The organism is Mycobacterium sp. smrl_JER01 (assembly GCF_048513595.2).
Taxonomy (GTDB): domain Bacteria; phylum Actinomycetota; class Actinomycetes; order Mycobacteriales; family Mycobacteriaceae; genus Mycobacterium.
This window is the reverse complement of the sequence record NZ_JBLXXK020000001.1, coordinates 3,145,592-3,172,084: the sequence shown is the minus strand read 5'-3', so window position 1 is coordinate 3,172,084 and position 26,493 is coordinate 3,145,592. Positions and strand designations below refer to the sequence as shown.

Annotated in this window: 24 protein-coding genes; 15 read left to right on the top strand and 9 right to left on the bottom strand. The window is 68.1% G+C overall.

Annotation, left to right across the window (positions count from 1 at the left end; genetic code table 11):
• Window positions 1-9: 9 nt before the first annotated feature.
• Entirely contained in the window at window positions 10-2,067 is a 2,058-nt protein-coding gene (locus ACNUDN_RS14835; protein WP_419122645.1) for an MDR family MFS transporter, read from the bottom strand.
• Window positions 2,068-2,175: 108 nt separating this feature from the next.
• Window positions 2,176-2,655, bottom strand: a complete 480-nt coding sequence (gene bfr / locus ACNUDN_RS14830; protein WP_419122644.1) for a bacterioferritin — start codon at window positions 2,653-2,655, stop codon at window positions 2,176-2,178.
• 253 nt (window positions 2,656-2,908) lie between these two features.
• Between bfr and ACNUDN_RS14825 the strand changes: the two genes are divergently transcribed.
• Together ACNUDN_RS14825 and ACNUDN_RS14820 are read left to right on the top strand one after the other, a co-directional pair.
• Complete coding sequence (locus ACNUDN_RS14825) at window positions 2,909-3,541, top strand: fatty-acid--CoA ligase (RefSeq protein ID WP_419122643.1); 633 nt, start codon at window positions 2,909-2,911, stop codon at window positions 3,539-3,541.
• A 9-nt stretch (window positions 3,542-3,550) separates the two neighbouring features.
• Window positions 3,551-3,739: a (2Fe-2S)-binding protein gene (locus ACNUDN_RS14820; protein WP_419122642.1), complete on the top strand. Its 189-nt coding sequence runs from the start codon at window positions 3,551-3,553 to the stop codon at window positions 3,737-3,739.
• Between the two features lie 19 nt (window positions 3,740-3,758).
• On the opposite strand, the gene ACNUDN_RS14815 is transcribed toward ACNUDN_RS14820, so the two are convergent.
• Both ACNUDN_RS14815 and ACNUDN_RS14810 read right to left on the bottom strand, forming a co-directional pair.
• Window positions 3,759-4,517, bottom strand: a complete 759-nt coding sequence (locus ACNUDN_RS14815) for an enoyl-CoA hydratase/isomerase family protein (RefSeq protein ID WP_419122641.1) — start codon at window positions 4,515-4,517, stop codon at window positions 3,759-3,761.
• Window positions 4,514-5,233: a hypothetical protein gene (locus tag ACNUDN_RS14810; RefSeq protein WP_419122640.1), complete on the bottom strand. Its 720-nt coding sequence runs from the start codon at window positions 5,231-5,233 to the stop codon at window positions 4,514-4,516. Before ACNUDN_RS14810 ends, ACNUDN_RS14815 begins: the two co-directional genes overlap by 4 nt.
• Before the next feature lie 30 nt (window positions 5,234-5,263).
• Between ACNUDN_RS14810 and ACNUDN_RS14805 the strand changes: the two genes are divergently transcribed.
• On the top strand, window positions 5,264-7,282 hold the full coding sequence (locus tag ACNUDN_RS14805; RefSeq protein ID WP_419122639.1) for an FUSC family protein: 2,019 nt from the start codon (window positions 5,264-5,266) through the stop codon (window positions 7,280-7,282).
• On the opposite strand, the gene ACNUDN_RS14800 is transcribed toward ACNUDN_RS14805, so the two are convergent.
• Both ACNUDN_RS14800 and ACNUDN_RS14795 read right to left on the bottom strand, forming a co-directional pair.
• Complete coding sequence (locus tag ACNUDN_RS14800) at window positions 7,248-7,880, bottom strand: PaaI family thioesterase (protein ID WP_419122638.1); 633 nt, start codon at window positions 7,878-7,880, stop codon at window positions 7,248-7,250. The two genes, ACNUDN_RS14805 and ACNUDN_RS14800, sit on opposite strands and share 35 nt — an antisense overlap.
• Before the next feature lie 31 nt (window positions 7,881-7,911).
• Complete coding sequence (locus ACNUDN_RS14795; RefSeq protein ID WP_419122637.1) at window positions 7,912-8,475, bottom strand: TetR/AcrR family transcriptional regulator; 564 nt, start codon at window positions 8,473-8,475, stop codon at window positions 7,912-7,914.
• A gap of 88 nt (window positions 8,476-8,563) precedes the next feature.
• Between ACNUDN_RS14795 and ACNUDN_RS14790 the strand changes: the two genes are divergently transcribed.
• The 10 genes from ACNUDN_RS14790 (at window position 8,564) to ACNUDN_RS14745 (ending at window position 20,028) form a co-directional block, all read left to right on the top strand.
• Entirely contained in the window at window positions 8,564-9,982 is a 1,419-nt protein-coding gene (locus ACNUDN_RS14790) for an FAD-dependent oxidoreductase (RefSeq protein WP_419122636.1), read from the top strand.
• A gap of 174 nt (window positions 9,983-10,156) precedes the next feature.
• Complete coding sequence (locus tag ACNUDN_RS14785) at window positions 10,157-10,879, top strand: GntR family transcriptional regulator (protein ID WP_419122635.1); 723 nt, start codon at window positions 10,157-10,159, stop codon at window positions 10,877-10,879.
• 114 nt (window positions 10,880-10,993) lie between these two features.
• Window positions 10,994-12,394, top strand: a complete 1,401-nt coding sequence (locus ACNUDN_RS14780) for an allophanate hydrolase (protein WP_419122634.1) — start codon at window positions 10,994-10,996, stop codon at window positions 12,392-12,394.
• The gene (locus ACNUDN_RS14775) at window positions 12,391-13,083 is read left to right on the top strand and encodes a cysteine hydrolase family protein (protein ID WP_419122633.1); all 693 of its coding nucleotides are present in this window, start codon (window positions 12,391-12,393) and stop codon (window positions 13,081-13,083) included. Before ACNUDN_RS14780 ends, ACNUDN_RS14775 begins: the two co-directional genes overlap by 4 nt.
• Window positions 13,084-13,094: 11 nt before the next feature.
• Complete coding sequence (locus ACNUDN_RS14770; RefSeq protein ID WP_419122632.1) at window positions 13,095-14,696, top strand: SulP family inorganic anion transporter; 1,602 nt, start codon at window positions 13,095-13,097, stop codon at window positions 14,694-14,696.
• 105 nt (window positions 14,697-14,801) lie between these two features.
• On the top strand, window positions 14,802-15,458 hold the full coding sequence (locus ACNUDN_RS14765; RefSeq protein WP_419122631.1) for a TetR/AcrR family transcriptional regulator: 657 nt from the start codon (window positions 14,802-14,804) through the stop codon (window positions 15,456-15,458).
• Window positions 15,451-16,521 carry a hypothetical protein gene (locus tag ACNUDN_RS14760; RefSeq protein ID WP_419122630.1) on the top strand — a complete coding sequence of 357 codons (1,071 nt, stop codon included), beginning with the start codon at window positions 15,451-15,453 and terminating at the stop codon, window positions 16,519-16,521. The genes ACNUDN_RS14765 and ACNUDN_RS14760 overlap by 8 nt, the downstream gene beginning before the upstream one ends.
• A complete protein-coding gene (locus tag ACNUDN_RS14755) occupies window positions 16,448-18,136 on the top strand; it encodes a tetratricopeptide repeat protein (RefSeq protein WP_419122629.1) in 1,689 nt (562 codons plus the stop codon). Before ACNUDN_RS14760 ends, ACNUDN_RS14755 begins: the two co-directional genes overlap by 74 nt.
• A 53-nt stretch (window positions 18,137-18,189) precedes the next feature.
• On the top strand, window positions 18,190-18,672 hold the full coding sequence (locus ACNUDN_RS14750) for a nucleoside deaminase (RefSeq protein WP_419122628.1): 483 nt from the start codon (window positions 18,190-18,192) through the stop codon (window positions 18,670-18,672).
• A gap of 51 nt (window positions 18,673-18,723) precedes the next feature.
• Complete coding sequence (locus tag ACNUDN_RS14745; RefSeq protein ID WP_419122627.1) at window positions 18,724-20,028, top strand: alpha-amylase family protein; 1,305 nt, start codon at window positions 18,724-18,726, stop codon at window positions 20,026-20,028.
• Between the two features lie 3 nt (window positions 20,029-20,031).
• Here the strand turns inward: ACNUDN_RS14745 and ACNUDN_RS14740 are convergent, their stop codons facing one another.
• Entirely contained in the window at window positions 20,032-20,460 is a 429-nt protein-coding gene (locus ACNUDN_RS14740; protein WP_419125175.1) for a DUF1810 domain-containing protein, read from the bottom strand.
• A gap of 280 nt (window positions 20,461-20,740) precedes the next feature.
• Here ACNUDN_RS14740 and ACNUDN_RS14735 point away from each other — a divergent pair, with 280 nt between their 5' ends.
• Complete coding sequence (locus tag ACNUDN_RS14735; protein ID WP_419122626.1) at window positions 20,741-21,745, top strand: esterase family protein; 1,005 nt, start codon at window positions 20,741-20,743, stop codon at window positions 21,743-21,745.
• A 63-nt stretch (window positions 21,746-21,808) separates the two neighbouring features.
• Here the strand turns inward: ACNUDN_RS14735 and ACNUDN_RS14730 are convergent, their stop codons facing one another.
• Together ACNUDN_RS14730 and ACNUDN_RS14725 are read right to left on the bottom strand one after the other, a co-directional pair.
• Complete coding sequence (locus ACNUDN_RS14730) at window positions 21,809-23,086, bottom strand: ATP-binding protein (protein WP_419122625.1); 1,278 nt, start codon at window positions 23,084-23,086, stop codon at window positions 21,809-21,811.
• A gap of 87 nt (window positions 23,087-23,173) precedes the next feature.
• Window positions 23,174-23,956, bottom strand: a complete 783-nt coding sequence (locus ACNUDN_RS14725; RefSeq protein ID WP_419122624.1) for an SDR family oxidoreductase — start codon at window positions 23,954-23,956, stop codon at window positions 23,174-23,176.
• Between the two features lie 130 nt (window positions 23,957-24,086).
• On the opposite strand from ACNUDN_RS14725, the gene lon reads away from it, so the two are divergent.
• On the top strand, window positions 24,087-26,426 hold the full coding sequence (lon, locus tag ACNUDN_RS14720) for an endopeptidase La (protein ID WP_419122623.1): 2,340 nt from the start codon (window positions 24,087-24,089) through the stop codon (window positions 26,424-26,426).
• Window positions 26,427-26,493 lie beyond the last annotated feature (67 nt).

The following is a 26,493-nucleotide window of genomic DNA, read 5'->3' as shown; positions in this document are numbered from 1 at the left end:
TAACGTGTTTCAGTTTTGGGTCGTGGCGAGTTGGGACGGCTCGTCGTCCCAATCCCGCTGCACCAACAGCCGTTGTGCGATGCGCTCCAACGCCGCCTCGACCTCCGCGCGGTCGGGGCTGCCCTCGAACGTCGGTGAGTTGGCCAGCTTGTCCACGATCCGGCTCACCAGAGCCGCGGATGCGGCGTCGACCTGGCGGGCGCCGGACTGGGTCAGCCAGAGCTGATCGCCGGTGCGCAGCGCGTGGCCGCGCTCCACCAGGCGCAGGAACGTCGGTTCCAGTACCTCGGTGGGCACCCGCAGCCGCTCGGCCATCTCGGTCAGCCGCGCCGAGCCGAACACCTGACTGTGGCGGTAGATCTGGATCACGGCCCACAGCAGCGCGACGTCGGATTCGCAGCCCCGGGTTCCGGCGATGCTGCGCAGCCGGATCTCCGGGGACTGGCGGATCAGCCGGCCCACCGCCGTCTCCAGCATCTGCTCCGGTGTGTCGGTGGAGGGCATGCCGAATCCCTCCCCCAGGTCCAGCACGCCGGTCGCCTCGAGCTCCTGCAGCGGTACCTGTTTGAGCGTCAGCGCGACCAGGAAACCGATCGCCGCGACCGGGGCCGCGCACAGGAACACCAGGCCAAGGGAACTCGAGTACGCCTCGACGATCGGAGCGGCGACGGCATCGGGGAGCCGGTGCAGCGCCTGCGGGGACGCTGCCGCCTCCGGCGGCGCGCCACCGGAGGCCAGCGCGGAGACGATGCGGGCGTTGAGAAAATTGGCGAACAGCGAACCGAAAATCGCTGCGCCGAAGGAACTTCCGATGGTGCGGAAGAAGGTCACCCCCGATGTCGCCACGCCGAGGTCGGAGAACTTCGCGGTGCTCTGCACAATCAGGATCAGCACCTGCATGCACATGCCGATGCCGGTGCCGAGGATGAACAGGTAAAGGCTCTGCTGCAGCATCGGCGTGGTCTGGTCCATCCGCGACAGCAGCAGGAATCCCACGGTCATCACCGCGGTGCCGGCCACCGGGAAGACCTTGTAGCGTCCCGTGCGGCTGACCAGCACGCCGCTGCCCATCGAGGTCAACAGCAGGCCGCCGACCATCGGCAGCGTGCGCAACCCGGACTCGGTCGCCGATACGCCGTCCACGAACTGCATGAACGTGGGTAGGAAGGTCAGCGCCCCGAGCATCGCGAAACCCACGATGAACGACAGGACGCAGCACACCGTGAACACCGGGCTGGCGAACAGCCGGATGGGTAGCACCGGTTCTGCGGCCCGCATCTCCACGCGCACGAACAGGATCAGCGCCACCACCGACCCGCCGAACAGGCCGATGATCACCGGCGAGGACCAGGGGTAGGTGCTCCCGCCCCAGCTGGTGGCCAGGGTGAGCCCGGAGGCCCCGAGGCCGATCAGTGCGATGCCCGCATAGTCGATGACCGGTCGGGCTCGGCGGCCCAGTGCGGGGATCGTCATCAGCGCGACAAGGAGCACGATGATGCCGATGGGCACGTTGATCCAGAACGCCCAGCGCCAGGTCAGGTGATCGGTGAAGTAGCCGCCCAGCAGCGGGCCGACCACGGTCGTGACTCCGAAGACCGCGCCGAGGGCGCCCTGGTAGCGCCCCCGGTCACGCAACGGGATCACCTCGCCGATCAGCGCGGTCGCGGTGACCATCAACGCACCGCCGCCGACGCCCTGCAACGCGCGGGATGCGACCAGCATCTCCATCGACCACGAGATGCCGCACAGCACCGACCCGGCGAGGAAGAACAGGATGGCCACCGCGAAGACCGCCTTGCGGCCGAACAGGTCGCCGAGCTTGCCCACGACAGCTGTCGCGATCGTCGACGCGAGCAGGTAGCTGGTGACGACCCACGCCTGGTGACCGGCCCCGCCGAGGTCGGCCACCACGGTCGGCAGGGCTGTCGCGACGATGGTCTGGTCCAGCGCCGCCAGCAGCATGCCCAGCACCACCGCGACGAAGATCAGGTTGCGGCGGCTGACGCTGACCGGCGCCGGTTGTGCCGGTGCGGTCGTCTCGGCGTGCGCTGAGGCCGGCGACGTCATATCTGCCTCCCTGGTCGATCGTGCACTCACCACAGCACATCGTTAGATAAGCTATGAAAGTTACACGCTCCGGGAGGCTTCATTCCCGCGGGTGCGGGTCCGGAACCCTCAGTGCGGCGGCCTGGCCACGCATTGGGCCAGGTACAGCTCCTCGCCGAGGCGGTTCATCAACTCCAGCTGCGTCTCCAGGTAGTCGATGTGCTGCTCCTCGTCGGCCAGGATCTTCTCGAACAGGTTCGCCGACGTCGCGTCGCCCTTCTCCCGGCACAGCACGATCCCCGGTTTGAGCCGGGCCACCACCTCGTACTCGATCGCCAGGTCGGCCTCGAACTGCTCGCGCACCGTCTGGCCGACCCGCAGCGAGAACAGCCGCTGGTAGTTCGGCAGGCCGTCGAGAAGCAGGATGCGATCGGTGATCTCCTCGGCGTGAACCATTTCTTCGAATGATTCTTTCCGGGTGTGCTCGGCCAATTCGGTGAAGCCCCAATTGTCCTGCATCTTGGAATGCAGGAAATACTGATTGATCGCCGTCAATTCGCTCGTCAACTGCTCGTTGAGCAATTTCAGAACTTCGGGATCGCCTTGCATGACTGGCTCCTCAACGACTAGGGGGCTGATGGCGTGCGATATGTGCACGGGTCGTGCGCATACACGTCCGTTGTGGGTGCGAGCACTTTCCAATCTAGTCGACTCGGGGTGCGGAGTGGGTTGTGCGCCGCACCCTTTTCGTGCCGATTGATCGAGTCCCGCCCCAGATCAACGCCATAGTCTGGACTGCCTAGGCTAAGTAAGGTTAGACTGCGCTAACCAAAATGGCGGTTCGATAGGTAAGGGTAACCATATGGGTGGGTACGATCTGCACTCATTCATCCTCGCCTGTGATTTCCGCGTCGACGACGTCGATCGGATGTGGAAATGGCTGACCGGCCATCGGGATGAGCTCTCCGCGATCGGTGCCCATCATGTAGTTCTGTACGAATCGATCTGGGAATCGCGTCGGATATTGGTCACCATCGGCATACGGAATCCGCATTCCATTCGTGAGGTATTGCGGTCACCGGCGCTCTTCGAATGGTTCGACATTTCCGGTGCCGACGATATCCCCCCGATTTTCGGCGGCGAGGTCGTCGAAAAGATCGATCTGGACGGAACGGCGCCCGGCGCTCACGTCGGACGGGTGGTCGTCGGCGTCATGTCCGCGGTCGCCGATGTCCCGGAATTGATGGTCAAGCTCCACGACGGCCTGGACCGATTCCGGCGCGGCGGAGTGAACAAGATCTGGGTCTACCGTGCCCTCGACGACGGTCAGGAGGTCCTCATCCTGCAGGAGATCGCCGACGAGGCCAGCGCCCGGCAGTGGATCGAGCACCCCGACGCCGCGGCTGAATGGATGAGCCATGCGGGCATGGGCGCCTACCCCACCCGGTTCGTCGGTCGCTTCGCCCATCTGATGACCGTCGGCGAACCGGTGTAGGGGGCCGTCATGTTCGTCTGCCTGTGCACCGGCGCCACCAGCCACGCCGTCACCGAGATCGTGGCCAACGGCGCCCGCACATCCAAGGAGATCGCCGAAGCCTGTGGTGCCGGCGGGGACTGTGGACGGTGCCGACGCACGCTGCGCGCGATCATCGAAGACCACTACGCCTGCAGGCCCGAGCGGGTGTCGAGCTGAGCCGTACCGCCGATTCGCCTCAGCTACCGCGCTGACCGGTGAACTCCGCCAGGGCCGCGGCGTTCGCCACCCCGCCGAGCAGTTCCTGGAAGTGCGCGTTCTCGAATCGGGTGGCGGCGGCGATGCCGGCGCGATAGGGCTCGACGATCGTCTTCTTGACCGCCACCAGACTGGGGATCGACCGCGAGGCCAGGATGGCGGCGTGCCGGCGCGCCTCCGGCAGCAACTCGTCGGGATCGCACACCTTCCACGCGATGCCCATCCGTTGCGCCTCGGCAGCATCGATCCACTCCGAGGACAGCAGCAGCCAGGCCGCGTTCTGACGGCCGATCAACTGTGGCAGCAGATACGACGAGGCGGCTTCGGGTGCGACGCCGAGGCTGGTGAACGGGCACTTCAGGCGCGCGGCCGTCGACATGAAGACCAAGTCGGCGTAGCCGAGGATGGTCGTACCGATGCCGAGGCCGACGCCGTTGACAGCACAGATGAGCGGCTTGGGCAATTCGGTGAGGGCGTCGATCATCGTGGTGAAGTGGCTGCCCTGCGTGGTCAGTGAACCGTCGGCGATACCCGCCTGCATCTCCTTGAGGTCGTTGCCTGCGCTGAACGCCCGGCCGGCGCCGGTGATCATGACGACCGCGATGTCAGGGTCGTCGGCGGCCTCCCGTAACGCGGTGGCGGTGGCCAGGTAGAGCTCCTGATTGAACGCGTTGAGCGCTTCGGGCCGGTTCAGAACCAGGGTGCGCACCCGGTTCTCGTCGCTGATCTGCAGAGTCACCCGGGCAGCGTATCGGTCGCGGGGAACGGGTTTCGCAGCACGTAGCGGCTGGTCGGGACCGTGTCGACATTCTGGTTCGCGCCGAACGCGGTGGTACTGGCCAGCATCCGGTCCATCCGAGAAGCGAGCTCGTCATCGTCGGCGGCGCCGAAGAACGCGTGCAGATCCGATGTCGCCTCGATCGGGAACAGCTCTTCGACGATCGCCGAGATCGCCGGGGCGCCCGCGGTGAGGGGGCGCACCACGGTGTTCTGGGTGTACCCGAACGTCGACTGGGTCGCGATTGCGACCGGGGTGTGATCGTGATGCCAGCGATGCAGCCAGGTGGCCTCGTCCATGTCCGCCGGCCTGCGCAGCAGCGCGATGTTGGCGAAACCCGGTGTGCGTTCCCCGGGCGCGGTGTCCGGCGCGGCAAGTGGCACCGATTCGGTCACCAGATATGCGGCCAGCTGCTCGCAGTGCTCGCTCAACGTCGCTGTGGCGGTTCGGATCTGATCACCGTAGTACTGCGGGGTCCAGATGCTGACCAGGCCGATCACCGGTGGCGCCAGCGTGGTCAGGGTCATCAACGAGTCCCGCACCGGCGCATCGCGCACGTGCACTGTCAATCCCGCTACTCCGGTAGCCAGCAACGCCGCGGCCGCGTCGGTCCGCAACCTCGTGCACCAGGCCTCGTCCCCGGGCTCGCCACGCAGGGCGACGATGACTTTCTCCACCGGCCGAACATAGCGGGTCAGAATGGATGCGTGATCAAGAGTCTGGCGCAGCGGTGGGCGGTGCCGGATGTCGCCGCCGTGTTGCGCAGTCTCGTCGGGGTGGCGGTGGTGGCCGTGCCGGCCGTGCAGTTCGGGCCGGCGGGTTCGGTGACCGGTGTGGTCGGTGCGTCTGCCGTCGCAGCGGCCGCGGCACTGCAGGATCGGCCACGGGGCCGGGTGACGGCGGTGGTCCTGGTCACCGCGGTGACCGCATCGGCGGTACTGCTCGGTGCGTTGACGTGCGGATTCTCCCCCGTGTTCGTGGCCGTCTCGGTGCTGTGGTGCTTCGGCGCGGCGATGTTGTGGGCCCTGGGCGCCAACGCCGGACTGGTCGGCGCGGCCTCGGCGGCGCTGCTGGTCGCGGCGCCACCGGTCGCCTGCTCGCCCCTTGCGGCGGTCGGGGCGGCGGCGCTGGCTGCCCTCGGAGGGCTGCTGCAGGTCTGGATGATCGCGTTGTGGCCGCCGGTGCGTTGGCGCAACCAGCGCGACGCGCTCGTCGGCGCCTACCGGTCGTTGGCTGCCGATGTCCGCAAGCTCAAGGACGGCCCGACCGCGGACGGGTGGGCGGTCGATCTCGAACCGCTGGCCGCGCTGCGCGAGGCGTTCACGGCCACCGACGCCAGAAGTCGCCACCGGCCCACGTCCTATCGCGGCTGGTATGCGTTGCCGGAACGGATCGCCGCCACGCTCACCGACCTGGCCGGTGCGCCCACCCGGTCCGGCGAGCTGACGCTGGCCCTTGAGGAAGCAGCCGACACGCTGGCCGCCGTCGCCGACACCAGCAGGTCCGGGCGAGTGCGATCCGATGTGGCGATCAGCCGATTCGACAGCGTGGCCGCCACCGTGAGCGGCGAGGAATCCGCTGCGGTGCAACAGCTGTCGGCGCTGCTGCACGAGGCGGTCGCGCTGCGGCTCGGCGATTTCGCTCCGTCGGCCCCCGATGTGGTGCGGTTGCGACGTCCCGAGTTACGTACCTCGGTGGGTTCGGCCGTCGCCGTCATCCGCAGACATCTCGATCGGCGCTCGCCGGTGCTGCGGCACGCCGTGCGACTGGCCGTCGCTGTCGCCATCGGCTGCGTCGTCGACCGCTACACAGACGCCGAGTACGGCTTCTGGATTCCCTTGGCCGTGTTGATGGTGCTGCGCCCGGAAACCGCGCATACCTACACCCGCTGTGCCGGGCGGCTGGCCGGCGCGTTGGCCGGTATGGTCGCGGCCTCGACCGTCCTGGTGGTGCTCGACCCCGGTGCGGCGGTGTCGGTCGTGTTCGCGCTCGTCGCGATCGGGGTCGCGTGTGTGGTGTCCGGCCTCGGATACGTCGCGATGGCCGCCGCGGTCACGGCGGTGGCGGTGTTCGTCGTCGACCTCGGGCGACCCGAGGTGCCTTCGGCGATCGCAGACCCGTTGCTCGCGGTGCTGGCCGGCGGCGCGTTGGCGATGATCGCGCACGTGGTGCTGCCCGATGACGCCCTGACCCGGCTGTCTCAACGCGCGGGCGAACTGCTCAAGACCGAGGTCGACTACGCAGCGACCGTGATCAGGGCCTACGTGCATCAGGTGGACAACCCCCGGGAGGCGCTGACGTCCGCCTGGCAACGGGCTTTTCGCGCGCGGGCGGCATTCGAGGCCACCACCGGGGCGATGCGGATGGACGCCCGGGAACTGCGTCACTGGTTGCGGTCCTACCGGACGGCGCTGAACTCGGTGACCGGTGCGTGCGCCACGCTCGAGGACCACCTTCGGATGCAGTCCGAGGTCGCCGTGGACCGGGAGTTCGTGATCGCCGTGGACGAGTACGTCGAGGCGTTGTGCGGCGACCCGCCGACAGCCGCCTCGCCGTGGTCGGTCGACGGACCGGAGCTGGCCGCAGCCGAGCAGCGGTTGCGCGACGCCGTTCCGCGGCACGGCGACGACGAACGCCGCGCACGCGTCCTCGCCGCCGAGATCAGCGCGATCACCCGAAGCGTATCGGCGATCAGCGTGAGGCCCGGGCCCACCGCGGTTCGATGAAGACCGCCTCGGCTTCCACGGTCACCCCGGTGCTGTCGGCGATGTGCCCCACCGCGTAGGTCTTGAACCCGTCGGTGTGGGTGACCCGCGCTTCGGAGTGCAATCGCCCCAACGGGGTGAGCCGCCGGTAGCGCACCGTGATGGTGCCGGTGAGCCGGTGCGCGTCGGGCTTGCTGGCGGCATCGCCCAGGATGTGGTCGAGGATCTTGGCCGACACCCCGCCGTGCACGTGTCCGGGCGGGCCCTCGAATGCCGCTCCCAGGTAGAACTCGCTACGCGCCGTGCCATCGGCGTCCTTGTGGATGACCAGGGGCGGGGCGGTCGGGTTGCGAACCCCGATCACCGCGTTGCCCCACGGCATCGAGTCGCCTTCGGCGCCGAACTGCACGCCGAAGGATCCGTCGCGTTGCGCCACCTGCAACCGGGCCGTCGCGGAGTCGATCTCGGCCTTGGCGGCGGCGACGGCCGCTGCGTCGGCCTCGGTGCGGATCGTCGCGTCGATCAGCGCGCGCACCGATTCGGTCAACGGTTCGTAGACGGCTCGCAGGCGGGCGACGTCGGCGGCGCTCAGACCGTCGACATGGGTGTAGTCAAGCACCCCTCGACTAGAACATGTGTCAGGCGCCTCGTCACGTCGGGGGTGGCCCGACGAGCAGTTCACGGATCAGCGGTCGCGTCCACCGGATGAGTTCGTCATGACTCAGGGCGGCGGCGGCCGGGGCCTGCAGGACGTAGCGCGTGGTGGCCATGCCGAGGACCAGCGAACCGATCAGCACGGCCCGCGGCGCCGGATGGTCGGGGGCGACGGCAGCCAACGTGGGCGCCACCTGGGTGGCGAACACGTCGCGCATGGCCTCGGCTGCCGCCGCACTCGTCATCGCCGCGCGCAGCAGTGCGACGAACGTGGTGTCGCGTTCCCACACGGCGAAGAAGCGTTCGATCAACGCCTGGGCCATCGCATCGGGTGCCAGTCCGCGCAGGTCGGGAAGGTCGAGCCGGAACTCGGCGGCGGCGGTGAAGAGTTGCTGCTTGTTGCCGAAGTAGCGGATGACCAGCGCGGCGTCCACGCCCACGTCGGCGGCGACCGCGCGCAGGGTGGTCCGCTCGTATCCGTCGGCGCCGAAGCGCCGGCGCGCGGCGGCAAGGATCTCCGCGCGGGTGCCCTCGGCGTTGCGTGTGCGCTTGTCGGCCATGATCCGAGCATAAGTCACCAACCGTTGACAAAGCGGCCATGGGGGCTATCGTCTAAGTCAACGGATGTTGACTTGATCGGAGATCGCCATGGATGTACTGATCGTCGGTGCGGGCCCCACCGGTCTGAGCGCGGCGCTCGAGCTCTCCCGACTCGGCGTGGCGGTGCGGATCGTCGACCGCGCGGCAGCGCCGTCGACCGAGTCGCGGGCGCTGGCGGTGCAGTCGCGCACCTTGGAGCTGCTTCGCGTGCGTGCAGTGGGCGATCAGCTGTGCGCCCTCGGCAACCGGGTGGGTCGCGCGGCGCTCCATGCCGGTGGCACGCGCCTGGCCGAAGTCGAATTACACCGGATGTCAAGTCAATTCAACTACATACTGATGCTGGCCCAGGCCGAGACCGAGCGGCTGCTGACCGAGCAGTTGCACCGGCAGGGGGTGAAGATCGAACGCGGCGTGGAAGTCACCTCCGTGCGCAACACCGCTTCAGCCGTGCAGGTCAGGTTGCGGTGCGGCGACACCGAAGAGGTGGTGCGCGCCCCGTATCTGATCGCGGCGGACGGTGCGCGCAGTACGGTGCGCACGCAGCTGGGGTTGACCTTCCCCGGGCGCACGCTCCCCCATCACTACGTGCTCGCCGACCTGCACATCGACGGGGACCTCCCCGAGGATCAGGTGTCGATCTTCCTGGCCGCCGAGGGGTTCGTCGCAGTGTTCCCGATGGGAGGCCGCCGCTTTCGGATGATGGCGACCGATCCGGACACGATCAGCGGTGCGACCGGTGAACCCTCCGTGCGCCATATCCAGCGGCTCTTCGACCGCGTGGTGCACGTCCCGGTACGGTTGCACTCCCAGAACTGGAGTTCACGTTTCCGCATCAACAGTCGGCATATGCACGAGCTACGTTGCGGGAGAGTATTTTTCGGTGGGGACGCCGCCCACGTGCACAGCCCGGCGGGTGGTCAGGGAATGAACGTCGGAATCCAGGACATGATCAACCTGTCGTGGAAGCTTGCGATGGTACTCGACGGCCGCGCGCGGCCGGAACTGCTCGAGACCTATTCGTCGGAGCGTCTGCCGGTGATCCGGACGGTCATTCGGGTCACCGAGATCGGCACCCGGGTCTTCAACTCGACGAATGCACTCGTGCACGCGCTACGTATCCGGGTAGCCCCGAAAGCTCTGGCACGCAGGCGTGTCCAGGATGCGGCGGCGGCGATGTTCGGCCAGCTGTCGGCAGGCTACCGAGGCTGCGGCATGAATCCGCTCGCCGGTGAGCGGGTGCCGGACGTGGACGGTCTGTACGACGAGCTGGATCTGGCGCGGTTGACGGTGTTCGCCGGTGATGCTGCGGTGGTGGCCGCCGCGGCCGGGTGGGCCGATGTCGTCACGGTGCGTGACGCCCGATCCGACGGGTGGATGCTGGTCCGTCCGGATGGCTACCTGGCGGCGGCGGGTGCCGATGTCGACGAGTTGGAACAGTTCTTGAAGCGTTGGTTCCTCACACCGTAGGACACACCGTAGGACACACCGTAGGGCTCGGCGGGCTCGGTGCGCGTCGACCGTGCACCCATGTCGGTAGCCGGCGGTATCCCTCACGAAGTGGAGCTCGGTGCGGGATCGCTCGGCGAGTGTCGGGGGTGGCGTCGCTGCGCTGCCCCGGGTTAGTTCCTACCATGGTGTGCCATGGCAGCCCCCAGCGGAGAGTCCACTCGGCTGGTGCTGCCCGCAACGCTTGTCGAAGTCACCGGGGCGCGGCTGCGTGAGGCGATCCTGTCCGGCGAACTGGCCCCCGGCACGAAGATCGTCGAGGAGCAGCTGTGCGCGGACTTCGGCATCAGTCGGGCGCCGCTGCGTGAAGCACTTCGACTGCTCGCCCAACAGGGCCTCGTCGAACATCTGCCGCGACGGGGCTCACGGGTGGCCGAGTGGTCCCCCACCGACATCCTCCAGCTTTTCGCACTGCGAAATGTGCTCGAGCGCCATGCCGTCGAAACCGCGCTGCCGCTGCGGGATCCCGCCGTCGACCTGGAGCCGGTGCGCGTCGCGCTCCAGCGGATGGACGCGGCCAAGGATGCGCTCGAGCGCGACGACGCCCACCGCGCCTTCCATGCCGCGGTCGTCGGCCTTGCAGGCAACCGCCAGCTCGACATCGCGCTGGCGCCGATCCTGCTCAAACTGCAGGTACCGATGGCCAGGAACCTGCGCGAAGAAGCGCGGCAGCGGGCCTGTCCGAAAGCCGCCCGCGCGGGCGCGACCGGCGACGACGGCGCCGCGCGACACCGAGCTGTCCTGAAGGCTCTGGAAACCAACGACGCCGCCGTCGTCGTCGCCGCCATCCGGGACCACGGGCACCTGGACTACCTGGGCCTGGAACCGGATCACCTGGACGCTGAACCGCGGTTCTGACACAGCGGTTCTGACACAGCGGTTCTGACACAGCGGCGCCCGGCACGGCCGCGCTAACACAATCGACACACGGTTGACCCGTGGTTGCCATCATTCTGTCGACAATCGACAGACATGGCCGATTTACCCGGACCGTCCATCGGACCCTCGGTGGCTGAGATCCTCGCCTCGCATGCGAGCGGGACCGGCTCGCCGACCAAGACCGCGGCGCGCGTCGCCGACGCGATCGCCGCCCGCGGTGACGACGGGACGTGGTTGTCCACCGTCGCGCGGGATGAGCTGATCTCCGCCGCCGAGGCCATCGAGCGGCGACCCGACGCCCGCACGCTGCCGCTCTACGGAGTGCCGTTCGGCGTAAAGGACAGCATCGACGTCGCCGGTCACCCGACCACACTGGCATGCCCGGACTACGCCTATGTCGCGTCGTCGACCGCGCCCGCGGTGCAGCGACTTCTCGATGCAGGTGCGCTCTATGTCGGCAAGACCAGCCTCGATCAGTTCGCCACCGGACTCAACGGCACCCGTACCCCCCACCCGATCCCCCGCAGTGTCTACGCAGACCAGATGATCTCCGGCGGATCGAGTTCGGGCTCCGCGCGCGCGGTGGCACTCGGACAGGTACCGTTCGCCGTCGCCACCGACACCGCCGGGTCCGGGCGGGTACCCGCCGCGCTGAACGGAATCGTCGGCTTCAAACCCTCCCGCGGGCTCATCAGCACCGTCGGTCTGGTCCCGGCCTGCAGGTCCCTGGATTGCCTCAGCGTCATGGCCGGCTGCGTGCAGGACGTCGACCGGGTGCTCGACATCATGGTCGGCCGCGACGATGCCGACCCCTGGTCCCGCGACCGCGGGCCGCGATACTCCGGTGCTCCGATCCGCATCGGACTGCCGCCCGACTCCGAGCTGGAGTTCTTCGGCGACGACGAGATGCGGCTGGCGCACAGCGCTCTTCGTGGGCAATTGGTGCGCACCCACACCGTCGTCGAGGTCTCGCTGCAGCCGTTTCTGGCTGCCGGCGAGCTGCTCTACCAGGGCCCGTGGGTGGCCGAGCGACTCGTCGAATTCGACGACTTCCTGACGGCCCAACCTGATTCGATCCACCCTGTCGTGCGCGAGATCCTCGAAGGCGGCCGCCGCTACACCGCCGTCGACGCGTTCTCCGCGCTGCAACGGCTGCAGGAACTCAGGTCGCTGGTCGCCCGCTTGTGGCGCCAGATGGACGTCCTGGTGGTGCCCACCATCGCAACGACGTTCACCGTCGACGAGGTGCTGGCCGCGCCGATCGGCTGCAACACCCAACTGGGCCATTACACCCATTTCGGCAACCTGCTCGATCTGGTGGGTGCGGCGATTCCACTCGGCGTCACCACGGACGGGCGCCCCCACAGCGCCATGCTGCTCGGCAGAGCCCTCAGCGACGAGACCGTGTTGCAGCTGGCCGCACAGATTCTCGACGAGCCTCGTGCTTGTTCTCCCCGACCCACTGTCCTGATCACCGCCGAGGAGCACCTGTGAACCCCACCATCGCCATACCCGCAGAGCCGACCGACTTTCCGCTCGTCGCCGACCGGACCGCGCTGATCGTCATCGACATGCAGCGCGACTTCCTGTTGCCCGGTGGCTTCGGGGAGAGCCTGGGCAACGACGTCAGCCGGCTGCAGGACGTTGTCACTCCCCTGGCCGCCCTGATCGACGCCGCACGTTCGGCCGGTGTGATGGTGATCCACACCCGTGAGGGTCACCAGCCCGATCTGTCGGATTGCCCGCCCGCCAAGCTGCGCCGCGGGGCGCCGTCACAACGCATCGGCGACCCGGGCAGGTACGGGCGGATCCTCATCCGCGGCGAGTACGGCCACGACATCGTCGACGAACTCGCCCCGATCGCCGGCGAGGTGGTCATCGACAAACCGGGCAAGGGCGCGTTCTACGCCACCGAACTGTCCGAGGTGCTCACCGCGGCCGGTATCACCACGCTGGTGGTCACCGGCGTGACCACCGAGGTGTGTGTGCACACCACAACCCGCGAAGCCAACGACCGCGGATACGAGTGCCTGGTCGTATCCGACTGTGTCGGATCGTATTTCCCGGAGTTCCACCGCGTCGGTCTCGACATGATCACCGCGCAGGGCGGGATCTTCGGTTGGGTCGCCGACAGCGCCGCGGTGATCTCGGCGCTCCGTCAACTCGCCGCCACGGCAGCCTGAAACGAGGACCGATGAGCACCGACCTCACCAATCCGTCCGCCGACCCGATGCAACCGCCGGCCGAGGCGCCGACCTCGCCGCCCTGGTGGACGCGCGGAGACACCAACGCCTTCTTCGGGCTGGGCTTCAACATTCTCGTCAACGTGCTCACCCTGACCGGGCTGATGATCGGCGTCGTCGCCGTCCCTGCCGGCGACGTCCTCGGCACCGTGCTGCCCGCACTCGGGGTGGCCCTGATCCTGGGAAATCTGTACTACACCTTCCTCGCCCGGCGGCTGGCGCGCCGTGAACAGCGGACCGATGTCACGGCGCTGCCCTACGGACCGAGCGTGCCGCACATGTTCATCGTCGTCTTCGTGGTGATGCTGCCTGTCTATCTGGCCACCGACGACCCGATGCAGGCGTGGCAGGCCGGGCTGGCGTGGGCCTTCCTGATCGGTGTCATCGTGATGATCGGCGCCTTCGTCGGTCCCTACATCCGCAAGCTGACACCGCGCGCCGCGATGCTCGGCACCCTCGCCGGTATCTCGATCACGTTCATCTCCATGCGTCCGGCCGCGCAGATGTGGGAGGTGGCCTGGATCGGCCTGCCGGTACTGGCGATCATCCTGATCGGATTCTTCACCGATGTCCGGCTTCCCGGCGGAATCCCGGTGGGGCTGGTGGCGCTGCTGGTCGGCACGGCGATCGGGTGGGCCGGTGGTTACATGTCGGCGCCCGACGTCGGACAGGCCTTCCACGACATCGCCGTCGGCGTCCCCGATCTACGGATCGGCATGCTGCTCAACGGGCTTGCCGACCTCGCGCCACTGTTGGGGACCGCGATTCCGCTCGGTGTCTACAACTTCACCGAGGCGATGAGCAATGTCGAGAGCGCGGCAGCCGCCGGCGACAACTACAACCTGCGCAGTGTGCTGCTCGCCGACGGTGCGGGTGCGGTGGTCGGATCGGCGTTCGGCTCGCCGTTTCCGCCTGCGGTCTACATCGGTCACCCCGGATGGAAGGACGCCGGCGGGCGGGCGGGTTACTCGCTGGCCAGCGGTGCGGTGATCGGGGTCTTCTGCTTCGTCGGGCTTTTCGGTGTCCTGGCCGCGCTGCTGCCGGTTCCCGCGATCGTGCCGATCCTGCTCTACATCGGTCTGCTGATCGGCGCGCAGGCGTTTCAGGCCGTCCCGCGGCTGCACGCGGTCGCGGTGGTCGCGGCACTGCTGCCGAACCTGGCCGAGTGGGGACGCGGCATGATCGACAACGCGCTCAGTGCGGCCGGGACGTCGGCGGCCGAGGTGACCGCGGAGGCGCTCAACGGCGCGGGAGTGGTCTACGACGGCCTCAAGACACTGGGCGAAGGGGCGGTGCTCGTCGGCCTGATTCTGGGCACGATGGTCACCTACATCCTGGAGAAGAAGTTCCTCTACGCCGCGATCGCGTCGGCGGTGGGTGCGCTGCTGTCCTTCATCGGGCTGATCCACGCCCCCGAGGTTGCCTGGGCGGCCGCCCCCCAGGTGGCGTTGGGCTACCTGCTCTTCGGCGGGGTGTGCGTGGTGTTCTGGTTCCTGCCGGGCGGCAGGCAACCCGCGCCGCTCGAGGAACCGGACGTGGTCGCCGGCCACTGATTTGCTGGGCAGTGCGCGACCGCGGTCACAGCCGCCCCGACGCGGTGTCTTAGATTACCTAATATTTTGTGGACAAGTGTCTACAAAGTTTCCTACTGTTGTGTCGTGAATGCCCGTGGCCGCAGCGCCGACCCCCGCGCCGAGCGGGTTCGAACCCTCTTGGTGGAGGCGGCGTTCGCGATGGCCGGCGAGCGCCGGGTCGACGAGATCACCGTCGGTGACCTGGTGGCCCGGGCCGGGGTCAGCCGCCAGGTGTTCTACCGGCATTTCCGGGACCGCGACGACGCCGTCGCGCTGGCCGTCACCGGTGCTTTCGCCGCAGCGGTCGGACCGGGCCCGGAAAAGCCGCGACCGGCGGCCTCTGCGGCCACGGGCCACGGCAATGACCCGGCCACCGTCGAGGACATCGACGCCCGCTCCCGCGTCCTGGAGCTGTTCGAGTTCGCCGCCCGGCACGGTTCGATGTGCCACAACATCGTTCCCAGCACGGTGAACCAGCAGCTGTTGACCGCCTACCGCGAGGCGCTGCTGGTCCCCTGCCGGCGGATCGCCACGCAGGGTATGGCCGTACTCGACACCGTGGCACCCCTGCCCGCCGAAGCGGTGACCCGATTCCTGGTCGGCGGCTTCTTGGAGGTGTTGCGGTCCTGGATGGAGGATCCGGACGCCACCGACCTTGCCGCCCGGGTCGGCGCCGCCCTCGACACCGTCGACGCGCTGCTGGGCATCTCCTGCGCATCGAAAGGACCCCACCATGGGTAGACACCACATCCCGGACACGCTCGGGCTCGGTAACCGCTCCGCGGTCCGCACCACGCTGCTGGCACTCGGGGCGCTGACGGCCTTCGTGCTGGCGATGGTCGCCAGCTACTCCGGGGCGTTCGCCAAACCGACATTGCACCACCTCACGGTTGCGGTGTCGGCCCCGGCACCCATCGTCGACGGTCTGCGCGAACAGGAAGCGTTGTCCGTCAACGAAGTCGGCGACTCCGCGTCGGCCGGCGCCCAGGTTTTCGAACGCGCCGCCGACGCCGCCCTGGCGGTCACCGCCGACCGCCAGATGACGATCTACGTGGCCGGGGGCGGGGGTCGCAGCGTCGCGGCCGCCGCCGAGGCCGTGGGACGCGCCGCGGCCGAACGTGCCGGTCTGACTCCGGTGGTCGAGGACGTCGCGCCGACATCGGCCGGCGACCCCTCGGGCACTGTCGAGTTCTACGCGGTCATCTTCCTGTCCATCGGCGCCTCACTGGGCGCGGCGCTGCTGAGTCGGCTGATGGGAACTGTGCGCAGTCCCGCCACCCTGGCGCTGCGCACCGCGTCGCTGAGTGCGTTCTCCGCCGTGCTCGCCGGTGCGGTCACCGGGTACGTCGGTCCGGTCCTCGGGGCGCTGACAGGGCACACCTGGCAGGTGTTCGGTGTGCTGTGGCTCTACGCCATGGCGGTCGGCGGCGCGATCACCGGTGTCGCCGCCGCTTTCGGCACCGCGACGTCGGTGGCGCTGGGACTCTTCCTCGTCGTCGTCGGCAACGCGGCCGCCGCCGGCCCGGTCGGTCGACCGTTGCTCTCCGGTTTCTACTCGACGCTCACCGGCGTCGTCCCACAGGGCTCAGGGGTTTCGCTGTTGCGCAGCGTCTCCTACTTCGACGGCCATGGAGCCACGACTCCATTGGTGACACTGGGGATCTGGGCGGCCGCCGGGTGTTTCCTCGCCGTCGCCGCCACCGCCGCCCGGGTGGATTATCGTGCCGTATATGAACGCGGCCTCGAGCGTGCCCGGCGTCACCGAACCGTATTACGATCTCGGCTCGTTCCATCGACCGACTGACACACCGTCGCCGGCCGCGCAGATCTGGTTCGACCGGGGCATGGTCTGGGCCTACGCGTTCAACCACGAAGAAGCGATCAGGTGTTTCGAACGCGCGCTGACCCATGACCCCGACTTCGCGATGGCGCGGTGGGGGATCGCGTATGCGGTCGGCCCGAACTACAACAAGGGCTGGGAGGCGTTCGACCCGCGCGATCTCGCGTCCTCGCTGGCGCGGGCGCGCGGAGAGCTCGCGCTGGCCGCGGCGGGCCCCGCATCGCCGTTGGAACTGGGCCTCATCCAGGCTCTGACCGCGCGGTTCGGCGCCGAGCACCCCGCAGATGCCGAAGCGCTGCAGGCCGGCCACTGCGCATACGCCGATGCCATGTGGTCGCTGAGTCAGGCCTATCCGGACGATGTGGACGTGGCGGCGCTGGCCGCCGACGCCCTCGTCAACGTCACGGCGTGGGCGTTGTGGGACAGCCGCTCCGGCGAGCCGGCACCCGGTTCGAGGGTGCTGCAGGCCAAGGGGATTCTCGAAGCCGCACTGGCCACCCCGGCCGGGCGGGCCCACCCCGGCATCCTGCACCTCTACCTGCACACCATGGAGATGTCGGCAACCCCGCAGGCGGCGCTGCCCGCTGCCGATCTGTTGCGCGGCCTGGTGCCCGACGCGGGTCACCTGCAGCACATGCCCAGCCACATCGATGTGCTGTGCGGCAACTATCACGACTCGATCCAAGCGAATCTCGTTGCTGCCCAAGTGGATCGACGGTTCGCAGCAGACCAGGGGGCGTTGAATTTCTACTCCCTGTATCGGGCGCACAACCTGCACTTCGTGGTCTACTCGGCGCTGTTCGAGGGGAACTCCGCGACTGCGCTGCAGGCCGCCGATGAACTCACCGCACAGCTGACCCCGGAGCTGCTGACCATCGAATCCCCGCCGATGGCGGACTGGCTGGAGGCATTCGTGCCGTTACGGGTGCACGTTCTGGTGCGATTCGGGCGCTGGGCCGAGCTGATCGAGACACCGCTGCCCGACGATCGGGAGCTCTACTGCACCACCACCGCCACCATCCACTACGGCCGCGGGGTGGCCCACGCGGCCTGTGGGAACCTGCAACAGGCTGCCGCGGAACGGGAACTGTTCGCTGCCGCCTATCAGCGCATCCCCGACAGTCGGTACCTGTTCAACAACACCAGTCGTGACATCCTGGCAGTGGCCGCTGCCCTGCTCGACGGTGAGATCGATTACCGCGCAGAGCGTTTCGACAGTGCATTTGCTCACCTTCGGCGTGCGGTCGAGTTGGACGACGGCCTGCCCTACGACGAGCCCTGGGGGTGGATGCAGCCCACCCGGCATGCACTCGGCGCGCTGCTGCTCGAGCGGGGGCAGGTCGAGGAGGCTGCGCGGGTGTACGCCGCCGACCTCGGACTCGATCCGACGCTGAGTCGTGCGTGTCAGCATCCGGGCAACGTATGGAGTTTGCACGGGTATCGCGAATGCCTTCAGCGGCTGGGCCGTGACGCCGAAGCCGTCATCATCGGCAAACAGTTCGAGTTGGCCGCCGCGCGGGCCGATGTGCCGATCGAGTCGTCCTGCGCGTGCAGACTGCAACCGCACTGCTGTGGTTGAGCGTTCCGCGCCGGCCGATCGGCGGCATCGACGACGCCCCGTAGACTCCGGCTGTGGCTGTCACCGACGACGACCTGAAGCACCTGCGCCGATGCGTGAGCCTGGCCCGCGAGGCGGTGGCCGGCGGCGATGAGCCGTTCGGCTCGCTGCTGGTCGACGACCGTGGATCGGTCCGATTCGCCGATCACAATCGAGTCAAAGACGGCGACGCCACCCGGCATCCGGAGTTCGCGATCGCCCGCTGGGCGGTCGAGCACCTGACCCCCGACGAACGCAAGCGAGCGACCGTCTATACCTCCGGTGAGCACTGTCCGATGTGTGCCGCCGCCCATGCCTGGGTAGGCCTGGGACGCGTCGTCTACGCCGCGTCGTCAGCGCAGCTGACCCAATGGTTGCTCGAATGGGCCGCGCCTGCGCCTCCGGTCGCGGCGTTGCCCATCACGGCGGTGGCGCCCGGTGTGGATGTGGACGGACCGGCCGACGAGCTGACCGAGGAGATGAAGGCGTTGTATGCGAAAGCGTTTCAGCCGAGATGACCGAGCGCGAGGAGCCGAGATGACCGACGAGCGCTTGCGCGAGGAGCCGAGATGACAGCGCCCGACTGGGTCCAGCACGTCATCTGGTGGCAGGTCTACCCGCTGGGCTTCGTGGGCGCCTACCCTGCCGACCCGGTGCCGGGCGCCGACCAGCACAGGTTGCGTCGGATCGTCGACTGGCTGGACTACGCGGTGGAGCTCGGTGCCTCGGGTCTGGCGCTCGGGCCGGTGTTCGCCTCCCGTTCCCACGGTTACGACACCACCGACCATTACCGGATCGACCCGAGGCTCGGCGAGGACGCCGACTTCGACCTGTTGGTCGCCGCGGCCCGCGACCGCGGGCTGCGTATCCTGCTCGACGGCGTGTTCAACCACGTGGGCACCGATTTCCCGCGCTACCGGGAGGCCGACGCCGGGGGCGACGCGTCGTGGTTCCGCCGCCGCGGCGGCGATTTCGTCACGTTCGAGGGCCACGGTGGACTGATCGCGCTCAACCACGCCAACGCCGAGGTCGTCGACTACACCGTCGAGGTGATGAGCCACTGGCTCGATCGTGGAGCCGACGGGTGGCGACTCGACGCCGCCTATGCCGTCCCCGACCGGTTCTGGGCTCAAGTGCTGCCCCGAGTGCGGGAACGTCATCCACAGGCCTGGTTCGTCGGCGAGGTCATTCACGGCGACTACCCGACGCGGGTGCGTGACTCCGGTTTCGACTCGGTGACCCAGTACGAACTGTGGAAGGCGATCTGGAGCAGCCTCAACGACGCGAACTTCCATGAATTGGACTGGGCGCTGACACGGCACAACGAGTTCCTCGACACCTTCGTGCCGCTGACGTTCATCGGCAACCACGACGTCACCCGCATCGCCAGCCAGTTGACCGACCCTAAGCACGTCGAACACGCGTTGGTGCTGCTACTGACCACGGGTGGAACCCCGAGCATCTACGCCGGCGACGAGGTCGCCTACCGCGGGGTCAAAGAGGAACGATTCGGCGGAGACGACGCGGTGCGGCCCGAGTTCGGCGCACCCTTCGACGGTGTCGGCGAGCACGGGCATCAGCTGTTCCGCTCCCACCAGCACCTGATCGGCCTGCGGCGCCGGCATCCGTGGTTGCACACCGCCAGGACCACCCCGTTGGGTGTCACCAACACCGGATACGTCTACTCGAGCCGCAGTGGTGACGATGCACTGGTGGTCGCGCTCAACGTCGACGACGCGACACTGCCGGTGACGCTCACCGAGTTCGGGCTCACCCGCGCCGAGGTGGTCGCCGGTTCGGGTGCCCCACCCGCTGAGGTCGTCACCGAAACCGCGGTCCCGCCGAACGGTTGGCTGGTGCTGGCGCCGCGCTGACGCTCACTGGAGCAGGGCTACGGTGGCCGGGTCCTCCTGCCCGCCGTAGAAGGCGTCCAGTACCGCACGGAACACCTCGTCGTCTCCGGCGCGGCCGAACAGCGTCATCGAGGACCGCACTTTCATGTCGTCGGGATGGCCCAGAATTGCTGTGGCGGAACGCTCTTGGTGTGTCATCAGCAGATCGGCGCATTCCTGCAGCCTGGGTCCGAGCACCGGGTGGCGCAGGTAGGCCCTCGCCTCGTCGAGGGAAGCCACGCCGTACCGGTGAGCGGTCGAGCTTCGGCCCAGTCCGCGCAGCTGCGGGAAGATGAACCAGATCCAGTGGGTCCGCTTGGCTCCGGCGCGCAGTTCGTCACACACCGTGGCGTAGACGCGCTGCTGTGCGGCCACGAACCGGTGGAGGTCATGGGGGTCGTCATCGACGGTCATCGTGTCGTCGAGCGTGACAGGCCGGGGCGGCAGGCTCAACCCGTCCGGGGATTCGGCTTCACGCTGGTCACTATTTTTCACACTGGTCACACTGGTCACACCCCGTCCACGGTCGGCGGTGAGTCCGGCCCGAGTCGCAATCGTTAGCCAACCGCGATATGGATCCACCGTGTCGGGTCGGTAAGTCTGCAGCCCCAACGTGATCCACTACGACTGCAAAGCGACGGCAATTTTGCGAGCAGTACAAGACTTTGACGAGAAAGGTGGGTTGGTTGCCGTTATGAAGTTCACAGAGAAGTGGCGTGGTACCGCGAGGGCAGCGATGCGTCGGGCGGCGGTCGCCGCCTTGGCTGCCGTTGCGCTGCCCGGGCTGATCGGCTTCGCCGGGGGTTCGGCAACGGCTGGGGCATTTTCCCGACCCGGTCTTCCCGTCGAGTACCTGGACGTGTTCTCCCCGTCGATGAACCGCGACATACGCATCCAGTTCCAGGGCGGTGGACCGCACGCGGTCTACCTGCTCGACGGTCTGCGCGCCCAGGACGACTACAACGGCTGGGACATCAACACGCCGGCGTTCGAGTGGTTCTACCAGTCCGGCCTGTCGACGATCATGCCGGTCGGCGGGCAGTCCAGTTTCTACAGCGACTGGTACCAGCCGTCGCGGGGCAACGGACAGAACTACACCTACAAGTGGGAGACGTTCCTGACCCAGGAACTGCCCGCGTGGCTGGAGGCCAACCGGGGTGTCTCGCGCACGGGCAACGCCGTGGTCGGCCTGTCGATGGCCGGCAGCGCGGCGCTGACCTACGCGATCTACCACCCGCAGCAGTTCATCTACGCCGCATCGCTTTCGGGCTTCCTGAACCCGTCGGAGGGTTGGTGGCCGATGCTGATCGGGCTGGCGATGAACGACGCGGGCGGCTTCAACGCCGAAAGCATGTGGGGCCCGTCCTCGGACCCGGCGTGGAAGCGCAACGACCCGATGGTCAACATCAACCAGCTGGTGGCCAACAACACCCGGGTCTGGATCTACTGCGGCACCGGCACCCCGTCGGACCTGGACTCCGGAACCCCGGGCCAGAACCTGATGGCCGCGCAGTTCCTGGAAGGATTCACGTTGCGCACCAACATCGCCTTCCGCGACAACTACATCGCGGCCGGCGGCACCAACGGCGTCTTCAACTTCCCGCCGTCGGGAACGCACAGCTGGGGCTACTGGGGTCAGCAGCTGCAGCAGATGAAGCCGGACATCCAACGGGTTCTGGGGGCTCAGGCAACCGTCTAGCCACCCACCCACGCTCAGAGAGCCTGCCGTTTCCCCCGAGCGGCAGGCTCTCTGCCGTGCGGGTCACAACCGGGTCCGCACCTCGATGTCCTCGCTGAACTCGTCGAGCATCGCGTCGGTCAGGGTCGGTCTGGTCTCGGCGATGGCGGACAGGTAGTCGTCGGTGCACGCCGGCTCGCCGCGTCGGTGTTCGATCTCGCGCTCGAAGGCGCACTGGGCGCCCTTGCGGGCCGCGAACTCGATGTCGGCGGGGGTGAACATATGGGTTGCCTCGACCAGCTTGTCGACCTCGACGGTGTCGGCGCTGCCACCCAGGTAGCGATTCCAGATCGCTTTGCGCGCAACGTCATCGGGCGGTCCCACGGGAATGATGTAGTCGAAGCGGCCGGGGCGCAGGAACGCCGAATCCAGCGAGCGCACCGAGTTCGTCGCGCAGATCAGCAACCGTTCGTCGTGCTGGCGGAACGGCGGGATCAGTTTGAGCAGCTCGTTGGTGACCCCGTGGGCGGGGTCGGACGGGATGCCCGAACGCGATCCCGCGATCTCCTCGACCTCGTCGATGAAGACCACAGCGGCGTCGAGCTCGTTGAGGTTGGTGAACACCTCGCGCAGCGCGGTGGGCATCGCGACATCCGGGGTAGCCAGCCGCGACGGAAAGATCTCGACGAAGGGCCAGCCCAGACGGCCGGCGACGGCCTTGGCGAAGCTGGTCTTCCCGGTGCCGGGAGGGCCGAACAGGATGACGGCCTTGGGGGGCGAGACGCCGTAGCGTGCCGCCAGATCCGGTTTGGCCAGCGGTAACACGATGCGGCGTTCGATCATCCGTTTCTCGGTTTCCATACCGGCCATGCCCTCCCACAGACCGGGACTCATCAGCTGGCCGCCCAGCGCGGTCAACAGGCTGGTATCGGAAGCTCCGACGTGATCGACCTTCTCGAAGTAGTGCAGGTCGCAGCGCTCGGCGTAACCCGAATTGCGCAGCGCCGCCGTGCCGGTGGCCTCGGCGGGCAGCAGGCCGCTGATGCGCCGCGCCCCCAGGGTGCGCAGCCGCAGTTCCAGCTCGGCGAGCAGGGCGCTGCCGATGCCGCGACCCCGCCAACGATCGCTGAGCGCCATCATCGAGATCCAGGCCCGGTCGCCGGTGATCTGCGCGACCGCCATTCCGACCAGCTGATCACCGACCACCGCGACGACGGCGGGCTGACCGGAGCGGGCGGCCGAAACCACCTCGGAGACCGGGAACGCCGGTGGCGGTTCGCCGGGTTCACGGCTCTGATCCCAGACCGAGATCGCCTGATCGAGGTCATCGTCGTGGAAATCGCGTAAGCGCCAGGGGGGCATGCGCCACACATCTACCGGCGTGCGGGTGCGCCGGGCATCACCCGTGCGGGTGGTGCGGCAGGGGGCCGCCCTCTCCCCCGTGCGGCGTCAGCCCTGCATGGTCGGGCGGATCGTCAGGTCGCCGATCTCCACCTCGGGTGGCTGCTCGATCGCGAACGCGATCGCACGGGCCACCGCATCCGGTGCCAGGCCGAACGCGTCCATGTCGGCCCGGATCGCGTTCCGCAGGGCGATGTCGGTGATCGACCCGTCGAGTTCGGTGTTGACGAATCCGGGCGAGATGGAGGTGGTGCGGATGACCCCGTCGGTCGATTCCTGCCGCATTGCCTCCATCAGGGTGCGGACGGCGTTCTTGGTCGCCGCGTACACGCCCATCGTGGGCGAGATCTTCAGGCCGGCAGTCGACACCGTGGTGACGAAATGCCCGCGCTGCTGCTGCCGGAACACCGGCATCGCGGCCGCGACACCGTGCAGTACCCCGCGCAGGTTCACGTCGATCATCGCGTCCCAGCCCGCGACGTCGGCGTCGGCCAGCGGTCCGATCGCACTGATCCCGGCGTTCGACACCAGGACGTCGAGCCTGCCGAAGTCGGCGACGGCGGCACCCACCAGTCGTACGAGGTCTTCGGCCGAGGTGACGTCCGTGGTGATGAGGGATACCTCGGCGCCGGCGGCACTCAACTCGTCGCCCAGACTTTGCAGGCGTGCGGTGCGCCGGGCGCCCAGGACGAGTCGCGCTCCGCGCGTCGCGAGCAGACGTGCCGTCGCTTCCCCGATGCCGCTGCTGGCGCCGGTGATCGCGACCACCATGCCGCTGATCGGATCGATGGCCTCTTGCGGTTGAGCATCGTTGTCGAGCGTGTTGCGCATTCTCGGAACGACGATCTGCAGGCCGGAGCTATTCCGCTGTGAGCCGAATCGGCGCAGGGAACAAACACCCCCTCATCAAGGTTGAGCGCAGCAGGTTCAACTTTGGGTTGGATTGAACACTGGAGGTTTGATGCCTGAAGCACTGCAAGTGCCGATGCTGTTTGTCAGCGAGCCGATCGTGCTGCCCGGAATGGTGGTGCCGATCGAACTCGACGACGCCGCCCGCGCCGCGGTCGACGCCGCGCAGGCCAGCGAGTCCGGCAAGCTGCTGATCGCCCCGCGACTGGACGATCGCTACCCCACCTACGGGGTGATCGCCTCGATCGTGCAGGTCGGGCGCGTCCCCGGCGGCGGTGCGGCCGCCGTTGTGCGCGGTGAGCGGCGCGCCCACATCGGTGCGGGGACCACCGGTCCCGGTACCGCCCTGTGGGTCGAGGTCACCGAGGTGCCCGACGCCGAAGTCGGCGACGACGCCAGGACACTGGCGGCCGAGTACAAGAAGTTGCTGCTGGCGATGCTGCAGCGTCGGGAGGCCTGGCAGATCGTCGATGTGGTCAACAAGATCACCGATCCGTCCGCGCTGGCCGACACCGCAGGTTACGCGTCCTACCTCAGCGATGTGCAGAAGCGTGAGCTGCTGGAGACCGAAGACGTCTCCCAGCGGCTGCGCCTGCTGATCGGGTGGACCGGTGAGCATCTGGCCGAGACCGAGGTGAACGACAAGATCGCCGAGGACGTCCGGGCCGGAATGGACAAGCAGCACAAGGAGTTCCTGCTGCGCCAGCAGCTGGCCGCCATCCGCAGGGAACTCGGCGAGTTGGGTCCTGATGGCCAGGAGGGGGACGCTGACTACCGGTCCCGGATCGAGGCCGCGGATCTTCCCGAGAAGGTGCGCGAGGCCGCGCTTCGTGAGGTCGGGAAGCTGGAACGCTCCAGTGACCAGAGTCCCGAGGGTGGCTGGATCCGCACCTGGTTGGACACCGTGCTGGATCTTCCGTGGAACGTCGCCACCGAGGATTCGACCGATCTGAAGGCCGCCAGGGAGATTCTGGACACCGACCATCACGGCCTCGACGACGTCAAGGACCGCATCGTGGAGTATCTGGCGGTGCGGGCCCGCCGCGCCCAGCGCGGCCTGGCTGTCGTCGGCGGCCGGGGCTCCGGCGCGGTGATGGTGCTCGCCGGTCCCCCGGGTGTCGGCAAGACCTCCCTCGGCGAGTCGGTGGCCCGCGCCTTGGGTCGCAAGTTCGTGCGCGTCGCTCTCGGCGGTGTCCGCGACGAGGCAGAGATCCGTGGGCATCGGCGCACCTACGTCGGCGCGCTGCCGGGTCGTATCGTGCGGGCCATCGGCGAGGCGGGATCGATGAATCCCGTGGTGCTGCTCGACGAGATCGACAAGGTGGGTTCCGATTACCGCGGCGATCCGTCGGCCGCACTGCTGGAGGTGCTCGATCCGGCACAGAACCACACCTTCCGTGACCACTATCTGGATCTGGATCTGGACCTGTCCGACGTGGTGTTCCTGGCGACCGCCAACGTCGTCGAGAACATCCCGTCAGCCCTGTTGGACCGCATGGAATTGGTGACGATCGATGGCTACACCGCCGACGACAAGGTGGCGATCGCCCGCGACTACCTGTTGCCCCGGCAGTCCGAGCGGGCCGCGTTGACCGCCGACGACGTCACGGTCACCGACGCGGCGCTGCGGAAGATCGCCGCCGACTACACCCGCGAGCCGGGTGTGCGGCAGTTCGAGCGGCTGCTGGCCAAGGCGCTGCGTAAGGTCACCACCAAGCTGGACCAGGATCCCGCGCCGGTGACCATCGACGAGCCCGATCTGGTTGCCTACCTGGGCCGTCCGCGGTTCACCCCGGACTCCGACGAACGGACCGCGGTGCCCGGGGTGGCGACCGGTTTGGCAGTCACGGGCCTGGGCGGTGACGTGCTCTACATCGAGGCCGGGTCGGTGGATGCCGAAGCAGGGCTGAAGTTGACCGGGCAGCTGGGCGATGTCATGAAGGAGTCGGCACAGATCGCGCTGTCCTACGTCAGGGCGCACGCCGAGCAGTTGGGTGTCGACCCGAGGGCGCTGGATCGCCAGATCCACGTGCACGTGCCGGCGGGTGCAGTGCCCAAGGACGGCCCGTCGGCCGGTGTCACCATGGTGACCGCGCTGGTCTCGATGGCGACTGGGCGTCAGGTGCGTGCCGATGTCGGAATGACCGGTGAGGTCACGCTCAACGGGCGGGTGTTGCCGATCGGTGGGGTCAAGCAGAAGCTGCTGGCCGCGCAACGGGCCGGGCTGTCGACGGTGTTCATTCCGCAGCGCAACGAAGCCGATCTCGACGATGTGCCGGCAGAGGTGCTGGAGGCGCTCGACGTCAGGCCGATGACCGATGTCGCCGAGATCGTCGCGCAGGCCCTGGAGCCGGCGACCGGGGCGGCGACCGGGGCGGCGTCGGCGGCGTAGACGTTCCCGGCGAAGGGTTTCCGGCCCCCGAGTTGCCGGCGAGCGTGCGTGTTGTGGGGTTTCGACA